Annotated in this window: 8 protein-coding genes and 2 pseudogenes; 7 read left to right on the top strand and 3 right to left on the bottom strand. The window is 57.8% G+C overall.

Annotation, left to right across the window (positions count from 1 at the left end; genetic code table 11):
- Positions 1-33 precede the first annotated feature (33 nt).
- The 6 genes and pseudogenes from pip to infB all read left to right on the top strand — a co-directional run bounded on the left by pip (position 34) and on the right by infB (position 7,233).
- Positions 34-1,004, top strand: a pseudogene (gene pip, locus ACZ1HN_RS03575) (prolyl aminopeptidase).
- The gene (locus tag ACZ1HN_RS03570) at positions 1,001-1,771 is read left to right on the top strand and encodes an ABC transporter substrate-binding protein (RefSeq protein WP_472726514.1); all 771 of its coding nucleotides are present in this window, start codon (positions 1,001-1,003) and stop codon (positions 1,769-1,771) included. The pseudogene pip and the gene ACZ1HN_RS03570 overlap by 4 nt, the downstream one beginning before the upstream one ends.
- Before the next feature lie 125 nt (positions 1,772-1,896).
- Positions 1,897-2,490: a ribosome maturation factor RimP gene (gene rimP, locus ACZ1HN_RS03565; protein ID WP_472726513.1), complete on the top strand. Its 594-nt coding sequence runs from the start codon at positions 1,897-1,899 to the stop codon at positions 2,488-2,490.
- A complete protein-coding gene (nusA, locus tag ACZ1HN_RS03560) occupies positions 2,490-4,109 on the top strand; it encodes a transcription termination factor NusA (protein WP_299203200.1) in 1,620 nt (539 codons plus the stop codon). The genes rimP and nusA overlap by 1 nt, the downstream gene beginning before the upstream one ends.
- Positions 4,110-4,131: 22 nt before the next feature.
- Entirely contained in the window at positions 4,132-4,752 is a 621-nt protein-coding gene (locus tag ACZ1HN_RS03555; protein ID WP_472726512.1) for an RNA-binding protein, read from the top strand.
- Between the two features lie 9 nt (positions 4,753-4,761).
- A complete protein-coding gene (infB, locus tag ACZ1HN_RS03550; RefSeq protein WP_472726511.1) occupies positions 4,762-7,233 on the top strand; it encodes a translation initiation factor IF-2 in 2,472 nt (823 codons plus the stop codon).
- Between the two features lie 321 nt (positions 7,234-7,554).
- Here the strand turns inward: infB and mutT are convergent, their stop codons facing one another.
- Genes mutT through ACZ1HN_RS03535 form a run of 3 tightly spaced genes read right to left on the bottom strand, consistent with a single transcriptional unit; the run spans position 7,555 to position 10,019 of the window.
- Positions 7,555-7,953, bottom strand: coding sequence for an 8-oxo-dGTP diphosphatase MutT (gene mutT, locus ACZ1HN_RS03545; protein WP_472726510.1), 399 nt, complete (start codon positions 7,951-7,953; stop codon positions 7,555-7,557).
- Entirely contained in the window at positions 7,950-9,176 is a 1,227-nt protein-coding gene (gene argJ / locus ACZ1HN_RS03540; RefSeq protein WP_472726509.1) for a bifunctional glutamate N-acetyltransferase/amino-acid acetyltransferase ArgJ, read from the bottom strand. The genes mutT and argJ overlap by 4 nt, the downstream gene beginning before the upstream one ends.
- Before the next feature lie 3 nt (positions 9,177-9,179).
- The gene (locus ACZ1HN_RS03535) at positions 9,180-10,019 is read right to left on the bottom strand and encodes a foldase protein PrsA (RefSeq protein WP_472726508.1); all 840 of its coding nucleotides are present in this window, start codon (positions 10,017-10,019) and stop codon (positions 9,180-9,182) included.
- A gap of 177 nt (positions 10,020-10,196) precedes the next feature.
- Between ACZ1HN_RS03535 and secA the strand changes: the two are divergent.
- Positions 10,197-12,897: pseudogene (gene secA / locus ACZ1HN_RS03530) on the top strand (preprotein translocase subunit SecA).
- The last annotated feature ends 63 nt before the right edge of the window (positions 12,898-12,960 follow it).

Genomic DNA, 12,960 nt, shown 5'->3' with positions numbered 1-12,960 from the left:
TCATGTGGCTCTCAAGCCCTATGTAGGTCAGTAATGGACAAACACAGCGATCAAAAGCGCGCGGTACAATATCTGTACCCGCCTATGGACCCCTACGACCAACGGATGTTCGAAGTTGGGCAGGGGCACCGGATTTATGTCGAGCAATGCGGCAATCCAAATGGTGTGCCTGTCGTCGTTCTGCATGGCGGCCCCGGTGGCGGGTGCAGTCCGGCGATGCGGCGGTACTTCGACCCGGAACACTACCGGATTATCCTGTTTGATCAGCGTGGATGTGGACGGTCCCGTCCGCACGCTTCGGTGATGAACAATACGACGTGGCATCTGGTTGATGACATCGAAATGATTCGCAAGACTCTGGACATAGATGCTTGGATTGTCTTTGGCGGCAGTTGGGGTGCAACCCTGGCCCTGATCTATGCCGAAGCGCACCCGTCGCGCGTCCGCAACCTAGTTCTGCGGGGCGTGTTTCTGATGACGCAGGCCGAGTTGGATTGGTTCTACGGCGGCGGGGCAGGCAAGTTCTGGCCCGAGGTCTGGGCCAGGTTTGAAGGGCTGATCCCGGAAGACGAACGGGGCGATCTGATTGGGGCCTATCACCGGCGGCTGTTTTCTGGTGATGTCGCGCTTGAAACGCGCTTTGCCCGCGCATGGTCGGCTTGGGAGAATGCGTTGGCGTCTATCCATTCCTCCGGGTCGGGGCTGAAGCCCCCGGGGACTATGCACGCGCCTTTGCACGGCTTGAGAATCATTACTTCACCAATGCCGGTTTTTTGGAGTTTGACGGTCAAATCCTCGCCCATGCGGGTCGGATCAAGCATATTCCCGGCACAATTGTGCAAGGCCGCTATGATATGATCTGCCCCCCGGACAGTGCTTATGCGCTGTCGCAGGCGTGGCCGATGGGTGAGCTAAAAATGGTCCGTAATGCCGGTCATGCCTTGTCTGAGCCGGGGATTTCGGCTGAACTGGTGCGCACTATGGACAGGATCGCAGGAAAATGACTCGGATCGACCGCCGCGCGCTCTTTGCATCAGGTGCTGCCGCAGCCTTGCTGGCGGCAACCGGTGCGTCTGCGTTGCCGCGTCGGGGTGGGCGGTTGCGGGCGGCCTTGTCGCCTGACTTGTTCGATCAGGCCGTCACTGCGACCTTGTTCGACAACCTAACCGAGATTGCAGCCGATGGGACCCTGCGCGGTGAGTTGGCGACAGACTGGTCGTCTGATGCAGATGCCCGCGTTTGGCGGTTCGGCCTGCGTGACGGTGTAACATTCCACGATGGCACTGCCTTTGATGCGTCCGCCGTGTCGGGTTTGATCTGGAATATTGAGGTGTTGGACCCACTGACCCTTCAGATCACTTTGGACGCGCCCAACCCGAGCCTGCCCTATCTGATGGCGCAGCCGGGGTTCGAGGTGCGTGGTGCCACGGGAACTGGAATGTACGAAGTCCAGAAACTTGATGAGGGCCGCCATTTCATTGGCACTCGGGTGAGAAACCACTGGAAGCAGAACGCCGGTTGGTTCGACAGCGTGGAGTTCGTTCAATTCAGCGCTGACAAGGTGCGCGGCGAAGCGCTGCGGGATGGGCTGGTCGATGTGGCTGATGTGGTTGTTTTGGATGACTACGCAGACCCCCGTGATTTCCAGACATTGCCCAATGCACATGTCGCGACACACATTGCTAGTCGATCGGTTACAGTACCCGTGACGGTCGGAAAATCCTGGCCGCTGGACAACCTGCGTATGGCCGAGCGGTGGTGGATGACCTGAGGGGCTTGCAGACTCACCCCCTCATGCGTATATGCCTTTCAACAGCGGCGCGCTGGGGTCCAAACCCGACGCTCCACCGGGAAACATCAACGGGCCGCGCGCCCGTTTTTTTGTGCTTGGACACTATGACCAACGACCTGATCGCCAAAGCAGCCATCGACCGCAGATTGGCCGAGATCATCACTCCGGTGATCGAGGATCTGGGGTATGAATTGGTGCGCATTCGGCTGATGAGCGGCAAGGAAACGACGTTGCAGATCATGGCCGACAAGCCCGATGGCGGTATTGAGGTCGACGATTGCGGTGCAATCTCTACTGCGGTCAGCGCGACACTGGATGTCGAGGATCCTATACTGGATGCCTACACGCTCGAAGTGTCGTCACCCGGTATTGACCGCCCGCTGGCGCGTCTCAAGGACTTCGACATGTTCGAAGGCTACGACGCGAAACTGGAAACAGACGAGCTGATCGACGGACGCCGCCGCTTCAAGGGTGTGCTGGCAGGTGTCGAGGATGACGAGGTGCTGATCAACGTCCCGGGTGGCGGCAACGGCGAAGAGATCACCATCGGCCTCAAGTTCGATTGGTTGAGCGATGCCAAGCTGGTCCTGACGGATGAGCTGATCAAGGAAATGCTGCGCCAGCGCAAAGCTGCGGGCGTGTTGAACGAAGACAATTTTGACGAGATTCAGACCGAAGGGTCAGAGGAGGAAAGCTGATGGCCATTACATCTGCAAACCAGCTTGAGCTGCTGCAAACCGCAGAAGCTGTTGCGCGCGAAAAGATGATCGACCCAGGTTTGGTGGTCGAGGCGATGGAAGAATCGCTCGCCCGCGCCGCCAAGTCCCGCTACGGCGCCGAGATGGATATTCGTGTGTCGATCGACCGCAAGACGGGTAAAGCGACCTTCACCCGCGTCCGCACCGTGGTCGAGGAAGAAGAGCTGGAAAACTACCAGGCTGAGTTCACCATTGAGCAAGCGAAGCAGTACATGGAAAACCCCGCCGTCGGTGACACCTTTGTCGAGGAAGTCCCCCCGGTCGAGATGGGCCGCATCGCCGCGCAATCTGCCAAGCAGGTGATCCTGCAAAAGGTGCGCGAGGCCGAGCGGGATCGTCAGTTCGAAGAGTTCAAGGATCGTGCGGGCACCATCATCAATGCGCTGGTCAAGCGCGAGGAGTACGGCAACGTCATCGTCGATGTGGGTGCCGGCGAAGCCATCCTGCGTCGCAACGAAAAGATCGGTCGCGAATCGTACCGCCCGAATGATCGTATCCGCTGCTACATCAAGGATGTGCGCCGCGAGCAGCGCGGCCCGCAGATTTTCCTGAGCCGCACAGCGCCCGAGTTCATGGCCGAGCTGTTCAAGATGGAAGTGCCAGAGATTTATGACGGCATCATCGAGATCAAGGCCGTAGCCCGCGACCCCGGTTCGCGCGCGAAGATCGCTGTCATTTCCTATGACAACTCTATCGACCCTGTCGGTGCCTGCGTTGGTATGCGCGGCTCTCGCGTGCAGGCCGTTGTGAACGAGCTGCAAGGCGAAAAGATCGACATCATTCCATGGAATGAGGATCAACCCACGTTCCTCGTGAACGCATTGCAACCCGCGGAGGTGAGCAAGGTGGTTCTGGATGAAGAAGCCGGTAAGATCGAAGTTGTTGTGCCCGAAGAGCAGCTTTCGCTGGCCATCGGTCGTCGCGGTCAAAACGTGCGTCTGGCGAGCCAACTGACCAACCTTGACATCGACATCATGACCGAAGCCGAGGAATCGGCGCGTCGTCAGGCCGAATTCGAACAGCGCACCAAGCTATTCATGGACAATCTGGATCTGGACGAGTTCTTTGCTCAGCTTCTGGTCTCAGAAGGGTTCACCAACCTCGAAGAGGTGGCTTACGTCGAACTGGATGAACTGCTGGTCATCGACGGTGTGGACGAAGGCACCGCTCAAGAACTGCAGGCCCGCGCCCGTGACGTTCTGGAAGCGCAAGCCAAGGCGGCGCTGGACAACGCACGCAGCATGGGTGCCGAGGACAGCCTTATTGAATTCGATGGGCTTACACCCCAAATGGTAGAGGCGCTCGCCAAAGACGACGTCAAAACCCTCGAAGATTTTGCAACATGCGCAGACTGGGAACTGGCCGGTGGCTGGACAACCGTCGATGGCGAACGTCACAAGGACGATGGTGTTCTGGAACCTTTCGATATGTCTTTGGAAGAGGCACAGCAATTGGTCATGACGGCGCGTATCCTTCTGGGCTGGGTCGACCCCGCTGAATTGGAAGCTGAAGCAGCGGAAGAAGACGGCGAAGAACTGACCGAGGAGGCCGAGGCCTGATCTCAGGCCTCGGGTGGGCCTGATGGGTCGCGGTGGCGTCTCAAAGGATCGGTCGGATGGACCGGAGCGCAAGTGCATTGCCACGGGCGAGGTGCAACCCAAGTACGGGTTGATCCGCTTTGTCGTGGGTCCGGATGCACAGATCGTGCCGGACATTGCGGGCAAGTTGCCCGGTCGTGGTATTTATGTCGCCGCGGACCGGTCGGCCTTGGACAAGGCTGTTAAGAAGAAATTGTTTGCGCGGGGCGCCAAGCAACCCGTGCAGGTGCAAGACGATCTGATCGACGAGGTCGAGCGGCAGTTGGCGCGGCGTGTGGTCGATTTGATCGCATTGTCCCGCAAAGGCGGACGTGCTGTGGCGGGCTATGAAAAAGTCAAGAATATGCTCCAGATAGAAGAGGCGCATGTTCTGATCCAGGCGGTTGATGGTTCGGGCCGTGGCAAGTCCAAGTTGAGTACGCCGCATTTCGGAACGTATATCGGCTGGCTGACGGCAGATGAGTTGGGTTTGGCCTTTGGCCGTCAAACTGTGATACATGGGGCGCTCGCCTCTGGTGGACTCACGCAACGTGTTGTAGAGGAAGCCAACCGTTTACGCGGCGTGCGCGAATATGACGGCGGCAAGGGCCGCCGGGAAGGATAGACGAGCTTTATGAGCGATACTGACGGGAAGAAGACTTTGGGTCTGCGCAGCGGCGCGCGTCCGGGCAATGTGAAACAAAGTTTCAGCCACGGGCGGACCAAGAATGTCGTCGTCGAAACCAAACGCAAGCGCGTTGTGGTGCCCAAGCCGGGTGCTGCAAAGCCTGCTGGCGCTGGTGGTGGTTCTGCTGGTGATCCAAGCCGTCGCCCTGCTGGTATTTCTGATGCCGAGATGGAGCGCCGCCTGAAGGCCGTGCAAGCCGCCAAGGCACGCGAGGTCGAAGAGACCGCAAAGCGCGAAGCCGAGGAAAAAGCCCGCGAGGCTGAACGCGAGCGTCGCCGTGCCGAAGCGGAAGCCAAGGAACAGGCCGAACGCGAGCGCGAGCAGGCCCTGAAGGCCAAGGAAGAAGAAGAGAAGCGCAAGGTGGCCGAAGCTGCTGCCGCCGCGCAGGCTGCTGCAGCAGCCCCGACCGAGGCGCCGAAGCCGGCGCAGCGGCAAGCTCAACCCGCATCCACGCCGCGCAAGACAGACCGTGATCGTGACCAGCGCCCCAACAACCGGGGACGCGGTGATGATGGTGGACGCCGCTCTGGCAAGCTGACTCTGAACCAAGCCCTGTCGGGTGATGGTGGTCGCCAGCGGTCCATGGCAGCTATGAAGCGCAAGCAGGAACGCGCCCGGCAAAAAGCAATGGGTGGTTCGGTTGAGCGTGAAAAGGTCATGCGCACTGTGAACCTGCCTGAAGCCATTGTCGTTTCGGAACTGGCAAACCGTATGGCCGAACGCGTAGGCGATGTGGTCAAGGCGCTGATGAACAACGGCATGATGGTCACGCAGAACCAGACCATTGACGCCGATACCGCAGAGCTGATCATCGAAGAGTTCGGCCACAAGGTACAACGTGTGTCTGATGCCGACGTCGAAGACGTGATCAAGGAAATAGAGGATAGCGACGAGGATCTGCAAGGTCGTCCGCCGGTCATCACTATCATGGGTCACGTTGACCACGGTAAAACGTCGCTTCTGGACGCAATCCGCGATGCCAAGGTTGTTGCTGGCGAAGCCGGTGGCATTACCCAGCATATCGGTGCCTATCAGGTGAAAACCGATGGCGGCGCGGTGCTGTCCTTCTTGGATACACCCGGTCACGCGGCCTTCACGTCGATGCGGTCGCGCGGTGCACAGGTCACCGATATCGTGGTTCTGGTGGTTGCGGCGGATGACGCCGTGATGCCGCAGACCATTGAGGCCATCAACCACGCCAAAGCCGCCGAAGTGCCGATGATCGTGGCAATCAACAAATGCGACAAGCCCGAGGCGAACCCGGACAAAGTGCGTACTGACTTGCTGCAGCACGAAGTCATCGTCGAGAAGATGTCGGGTGAGGTACAGGATGTTGAAGTGTCCGCCATCACCGGTCAGGGACTTGACGAGTTGCTGGAGGCCATCGCGCTTCAGGCCGAGATCCTCGAACTGAAAGCCAACCCTGATCGTGCCGCCCAAGGTGCGGTGATCGAGGCGCAGCTTGATGTTGGCCGCGGTCCAGTGGCCACCGTTCTGATTCAGACAGGTACGCTGCGTCAGGGTGATATTTTTGTTGTGGGTGAGCAGTACGGTAAGGTCCGTGCGCTGATCAACGACAAGGGCGAGCGCGTGAAAGAGGCGGGCCCGTCGGTGCCGGTCGAGGTTCTGGGCTTGAATGGCACGCCCGAGGCAGGCGACGTTCTAAACGTGACAGAGACTGAAGCGCAGGCGCGCGAAATCGCCGAATATCGTGAGAAAGCGGCCAAGGACAAACGTGCGGCGGCTGGTGCGGCGACGACCCTCGAACAGCTGATGGCGAATGCCAAGGCGGATGAGAATGTCAGCGAATTGCCAATCCTTGTCAAAGCGGACGTACAAGGGTCTGCCGAGGCCATTGTTCAGGCGATGGAAAAGATCGGCAACGACGAGGTGCGCGTGCGCGTATTGCACTCGGGTGTTGGCGCCATCACCGAAACTGACGTCGGTTTGGCCGAGGCGTCCGGTGCACCGATCATGGGCTTCAACGTGCGTGCAAGCGCGTCGGCCCGGAACACGGCAAACCAGAAGGGTGTCGAAATTCGCTACTACTCGGTCATCTATGATCTTGTGGACGATGTAAAAGCCGCCGCTTCTGGCCTGCTGAGCGCCGAGATCCGCGAGAACTTCATCGGATATGCTGAGATCAAGGAAGTCTTCAAGGTGTCTGGTGTCGGCAAGGTCGCGGGTTGTCTGGTCACCGAAGGCGTGGCGCGTCGATCCGCGGGTGTACGCTTGCTGCGCGACAACGTGGTTATCCACGAAGGTACGTTGAAAACGCTGAAGCGCTTCAAGGATGAAGTGGCCGAGGTTCAGTCGGGTCAGGAATGCGGTATGGCGTTCGAAAACTACGACGATATCCGCCCACAAGATGTGATCGAGATCTTCGAACGGGAAGAGATCACGCGGACGCTCGAGTAAGCACCCTGCAATTGGAAATGAAAAAGGGGACGGTGCAGAACACCGTCCCCTTTTTCATATTGTCGCGTTAGGCAGCTTGCGAAACGGGAGTTCCAGAGTAGTGAGCCCCGTCAACTCTGACAGTCACTCGTCCATCCGGAAGGGTTCTGACATAGATCCCCTGAATAAGAATGGCGCTGCCCATAGCAATCGTGCGTAGCATGACTTTCCTCCCCAAAAAGAAAGTTATGCTTCAACTATAAGTACGAAGGTTAATAAGTCATCAACAATGTTACAAAACCGTCACTTTTTTTGACAGTTTAAGAATATTGTTACCCGATGTTACAGCCAATCTCGGAGAATGGGGATCAAGGGCAGGTCGGCTGCGGGCATAGGATAGTCTCGCAAGTCCTTCGGACGGACCCATTTTAATGCCTGCCCTTCCTGTGATTTCGGCGTGCCGTCCCATTTTCTACAGGCAAAGAGTGGCATCAATAGATGAAAATCATCATAGCTGTGGCTTGCGAAAGTGAGGGGGGCCAGACACGATTGCCAGGTATCAATCCCCAATTCTTCCTGCAATTCGCGGATCAGGGCTGCTTCGGGTGTTTCCCCGACCTCGACCTTGCCCCCCGGGAACTCCCACAACCCGGCCATGGATTTTCCTTCAGGGCGCTGCGCGATCAATACGCGACCGTCCACGTCGATCAACGCGACGGCAGAAACAAGAACTGTTTTCACGACCGATAATCCGCGTTGATGTCAATGTATCCGTGGGTCAAATCGCAAGTCCAAACGGTAGCGTCTCCTGATCCCATGCCGCAATCGACGCGGATGCGGATGTGATCACCCTTCATATGCGCTGCTGCATCTTCTTCGCGATAAGTCGCACTGACCCAACCATTCTCTGCAACCAGGATATCCCCGAACCAGATCGACAGCGCATCACGATCCGCAGGTGCACCTGATTTGCCAACGGCCATGACGACGCGGCCCCAGTTGGGATCTTCCCCGGCGATGGCTGTTTTGACGAGCGGCGAGTTGGCGATGGACAGGCCATGGGTTTTGGCTGCTGCTTTGTCCGTGCATCCAGTCACTTCAATTTCTACGAACTTCGTCGCCCCTTCGCCATCGCGGACAACCTGGTGTGCCAAATCCAACATGACCGCATGGAGCGCGTGCGCGAAGTCTGCATTTCCGGCAACATCCACACCACTGACCCCTGTTGCAGCAACCAGCAGGCTGTCCGAGGTTGAGGTGTCGCTATCCACCGTGATGCAATTGAAGGTTTGATCAGAGGTTTGGCTTACCAATCCCTGCAACTCATCTTGCCCAATCTTCGCGTCTGTAAAGATATAGACCAACATCGTGGCCATATCTGGCGCAATCATGCCGCTGCCCTTGGCGATGCCAGCGATCTTCACGGATTTCCCATCGATGGTTACCGTTTGGGTGGCACCCTTAGGGTACGTGTCCGTCGTCATGATGGCCGCAGCGGCATCCCCAATCGCGGCCGATGACTGGCTATCCACCAAATCCGCCAGATGTGCCGTGATCCTGTCGTATGGCAATGGCTCGCCAATGACCCCTGTGGATGCTGTAAAGATACGGCTTTCCGGCAGGTCTGCAGCGTCCGCGGTTGCACCAACCAAGGTTGCCACGGCATCCGTTCCATTTCTGCCCGTAAAGGCATTGGCGTTGCCGGCGTTCACAAGAATGGCCGCGCCCGTATCGCTGGAGTGTCCCAGCTTTGCCTGACAATCCAGAACCGGTGCGGCGCGTGTCGATGATTTTGTGAACACACCTGCAATCGTCGTTCCCGGAGCGCATATGGCAAGCATAACATCCAAGCGTCCGGAGTAACGCACCCCCGCAGCAGCTGCTGCGAAGGTCACTCCGTCAATGGGTGGCAGGTCGGGGAAATGATCGGGTGCCAGAGGCGATCGCGGCAGTGCGCCAGCCATATGTTATTCCACCAGCGTCAAGTCGGACAGCACCGATGGATCGACTTCGGCAGCACCTGATTGATCGATCTGCGCACCGGCAGTCAGTTCCGCAACGTAGGTTTCGACGGTGGTACCGCGCACTTCCTCGGTCAATTCTTCGCGCACCTCATCCAGCGCTGGGGCGTCCGGGGTGCGCGTCTCGTTCAGGATGATCACATGCCAGCCAAATTGTGTTTGCACGGGGTCCGATACTTCGCCCACTTCAAGCGCGATGACAGCGGCTTCGAAGCTGGGGACCATGGCACCACTGCCAAACCAGCCAAGTTCACCACCATTTGGACCGGATGGACCGGTCGATTTGTCACGTGCGGTGGCAGCAAAATCCGCACCGCCTTCAATCTCTGCTTTGATCGCCTTCGCCTCTTCCTCGGTTTCCACAAGGATGTGCGAGGCGTTGTATTCTTCCTGCGGTGTTACGCCTTCGTACTTGGCGTCATAAGCGGACTGGATCGCCTCGTCCGTCAGCTTCTCTTGAAACAGGCTTTCCAGTTCTTCGCCCGCCGTCAAGGAACGTGTCTCATTTTCGATCTGCAGTTCGGTGCGTTTCGGCAATTCGCCATCAAATGCTTGCGACAGCAGGGTCTGGTTGATCAGCTGTTCAAGGATGCCGTTGAACAGCACATCGTTGGGCAGTTGTTGGAATTGTTGCGGCAAAGATGCGCGTGCCACGATCATGTGACCGATGGTGATATCAGTGCCATTTACAGTCGCCACAACCGTGTCTGCATCCTGTGCAGCGGCAGGCAACGCCATAGCGGCGACCAGACCAAGCGCTGGCAGGGAAAGGAAACGTTTTTTCATGGAACAGTCCTTGGGCTTCGGCGCCCCACCTGAGGCGCGCATTGACACGGTTTCGCGTGACCCTTACATCGCCCTATGGACGCGGCCCGGGCCGGTTTTCGCCCACCGTATTTATGGGCTTGGCGCGCGTCCGGCAAGCAATTGCTGCACAACATGAATTGATCGGCTGGAGAACGCATGCTCGGTTTCGGAACTCTCACCAAGAAGGTGTTTGGCACACCCAATGATCGCAAGGTCAAGGGCGCGCGTCCGCTGGTCGAAAAGATCAATGCGCTTGAGCCGGAATTCGAAGCGCTGAGTGATGAAGGGCTGAAGGACAAGACCGAAGCCCTGGCCAAACGCGCGATGGATGGCGAGAACCTGGATGACCTCCTGCCTGAGGCATTTGCCAATTGTCGCGAAGCTGCCAAGCGCACGCTTGGTCTGCGCGCCTACGACACCCAGCTTCTAGGTGCCATTTTTTTGCATCAGGGCAACATCGCCGAGCAAAAGACCGGTGAAGGCAAAACCCTGACCGCAACCTTCGCCACCTATCTGAATGCGCTGACTGGTAAGGGCGTTCACGTTGTGACCGTGAATGACTACCTCGTCCAGCGCGATGCGGAATGGATGGGCAAAGTGTTCGGTGCCTTGGGCCTGACCACCGGCGTCGCAATTGCAGGCATGGACGAAGACGCCAAGCGCGCGGCCTATGCCTGTGACGTGACCTATGCGACCAACAACGAGCTTGGGTTCGACTATCTGCGCGACAACATGAAGCCCACAATCGAGGATATGGTCCAGCGCGGCCACAACTACGCCATTGTGGACGAGGTCGACAGTATCCTGATCGACGAGGCGCGGACGCCTTTGATCATTTCCGGCCCCTTGGCCGACCGGTCCGAGATGTACGTGACTATCGACGGTATCATTCCGCTGATCGAGGAAGATCACTTTACTCTCGATGAGAAGCAGAAGAACGTCACCTTCACCGATGAAGGTAACGAATTTCTGGAAGAACAGTTGCGCGTGCGTGGTCTGATCGAGCCCGAGGCGTCGCTCTATGACCCTGAAAGCACGTCCATCGTGCACCACGTCAATCAGGGTTTGCGCGCCCACAAGCTGTTTCAGAAAGACAAGGACTATATCGTTCGCAATGGCGATGTTGTTCTGATTGATGAATTTACCGGGCGTATGATGGCTGGTCGCCGTCTGTCCGACGGTTTGCACCAAGCCATCGAAGCCAAGGAAGGCGTGCAGAATTCAGCCCGAGAACCAGACATTGGCATCGGTGACGTTCCAGAACTATTTCCGCCTCTACAACAAACTGGCGGGCATGACTGGTACGGCTGCGACCGAGGCCGAGGAATTTGCCACGATTTATGGTCTTGGTGTGGTCGAGGTCCCAACCCACAAGCCAATTGCGCGCTTGGATGAAGACGACAAGGTCTTCCGCACGGGGCAGGAAAAATACAAAGCCATGATCGACGAAATCAAGGCAGCCCATGAAAAGGGGCAGCCGGTTCTGGTCGGCACCACTTCCATCGACAAATCCGAGATGTTCTCGGAAGCGCTCAAGGCGGAGGGCATTGCGCACAATGTTCTGAACGCGCGCCAGCACGAGCAAGAAGCACAGATCATCGCGGACGCCGGTAAATTTGGCGCTGTGACCATCGCCACGAACATGGCGGGCCGCGGCACCGACATTCAGCTCGGCGGCAATGTCGAGATGAAGGTACTGGAGGCCATCACAGCTGATCCCGAGGCCGACCCCGAAGAAGTGCGCAAGCGCATCGAGGCCGAGCATGAAGATGAAAAACAGAAGGTGCTTGCCGCCGGTGGCCTTTTTGTCCTGGCTTCCGAGCGCCATGAAAGCCGCCGCATCGACAACCAGTTGCGCGGGCGTTCAGGTCGTCAAGGTGACCCGGGCCGCACGTCATTCTACCTGAGCCTTGAAGATGACCTGATGCGGATCTTCGGCTCTGACCGTTTGGACAAGGTCCTCAAGACCCTCGGTATGGAAGAGGGCGAGGCGATTGTGCACCCGTGGGTGAACAAGTCGCTCGAGCGCGCGCAGGCCAAGGTCGAAGGCCGCAACTTTGACATCCGCAAGCAGCTGCTCAAGTTCGACGACGTTATGAATGATCAACGCCGGGTGATCTTTTCTCAGCGCCGGGAAATCATGGAAGCCGAGGATCTGTCGGAAATCACATCGGATATGCGCGACGAGGTCATTGATGACCTGATTGATCAGTACATGCCCGCGAAAAGTTATGCTGATCAATGGGACACAGAGGGCCTTTATGCCGCTGTGATCGAAAACCTCAGCATCGACGTGCCAGTTATGGCTTGGTGCGAGGAAGAGGGTGTAGATGACGAGCAGATCCGCGAGCGGCTGATCGAAGCCAGCGACAAGTTGATGGCTGACAAGGCAGAAGCGTTCGGCGAAGAGAGCATGCGCAGCATCGAAAAGCAGCTCATTCTGCAAGCCATCGATGGAAAATGGCGGGAGCATCTTCTGACGCTTGAACATTTGCGGTCGGTTGTCGGATTCCGCGGCTATGCGCAACGTGACCCGCTGAATGAGTACAAGAACGAGTCGTTTCAACTGTTCGAAACGATGCTTGAGAGCTTGCGCACCGAGGTGACAAACAAGCTGTCCCGTATTCGACCGCTGACAGATGAAGAACGCGAGCAGATGCTGACCCAGATGGCGGAGCAACAACAGCAGGTGCAAGATGTGGCAGAGAACAATGCGCCGCCTGCACCGACCGCCGAAGCGATCGAAAACGGCTTTGATGAAAACGATCGAAATACATGGGGAAATCCGGGTCGCAACGAACCCTGCCCATGCGGTTCCGGCAAAAAGTTCAAGCATTGCCACGGCGCGCTGGTCTGACCCCGCCGCCGCATTCCTGCCTCAAAGAGTCCTAAGGTCGGTCACAACCAGGCCGTGTTGCTG

It is taken from the genome of Tateyamaria sp. GN1-10 (assembly GCF_055693845.1).
The sequence above is the reverse complement of the archived record's forward strand: the minus strand, read 5'-3'. Positions and strand labels throughout refer to the sequence as shown.

Excerpts from the sequence above, each read along its gene's own strand:
- ACZ1HN_RS03570 (WP_472726514.1), top strand. The coding sequence starts at position 1,001 with ATGACTCGGATCGACCGCCGCGCGCTCTTTGCATCAGGTGCTGCCGCA.
- rimP (WP_472726513.1), top strand. The coding sequence starts at position 1,897 with ATGACCAACGACCTGATCGCCAAAGCAGCCATCGACCGCAGATTGGCC.
- nusA (WP_299203200.1), top strand. The coding sequence starts at position 2,490 with ATGGCCATTACATCTGCAAACCAGCTTGAGCTGCTGCAAACCGCAGAA.
- ACZ1HN_RS03555 (WP_472726512.1), top strand. The coding sequence starts at position 4,132 with ATGGGTCGCGGTGGCGTCTCAAAGGATCGGTCGGATGGACCGGAGCGC.
- infB (WP_472726511.1), top strand. The coding sequence starts at position 4,762 with ATGAGCGATACTGACGGGAAGAAGACTTTGGGTCTGCGCAGCGGCGCG.
- argJ (WP_472726509.1), bottom strand. The coding sequence starts at position 9,176 with ATGGCTGGCGCACTGCCGCGATCGCCTCTGGCACCCGATCATTTCCCC.
- ACZ1HN_RS03535 (WP_472726508.1), bottom strand. The coding sequence starts at position 10,019 with ATGAAAAAACGTTTCCTTTCCCTGCCAGCGCTTGGTCTGGTCGCCGCT.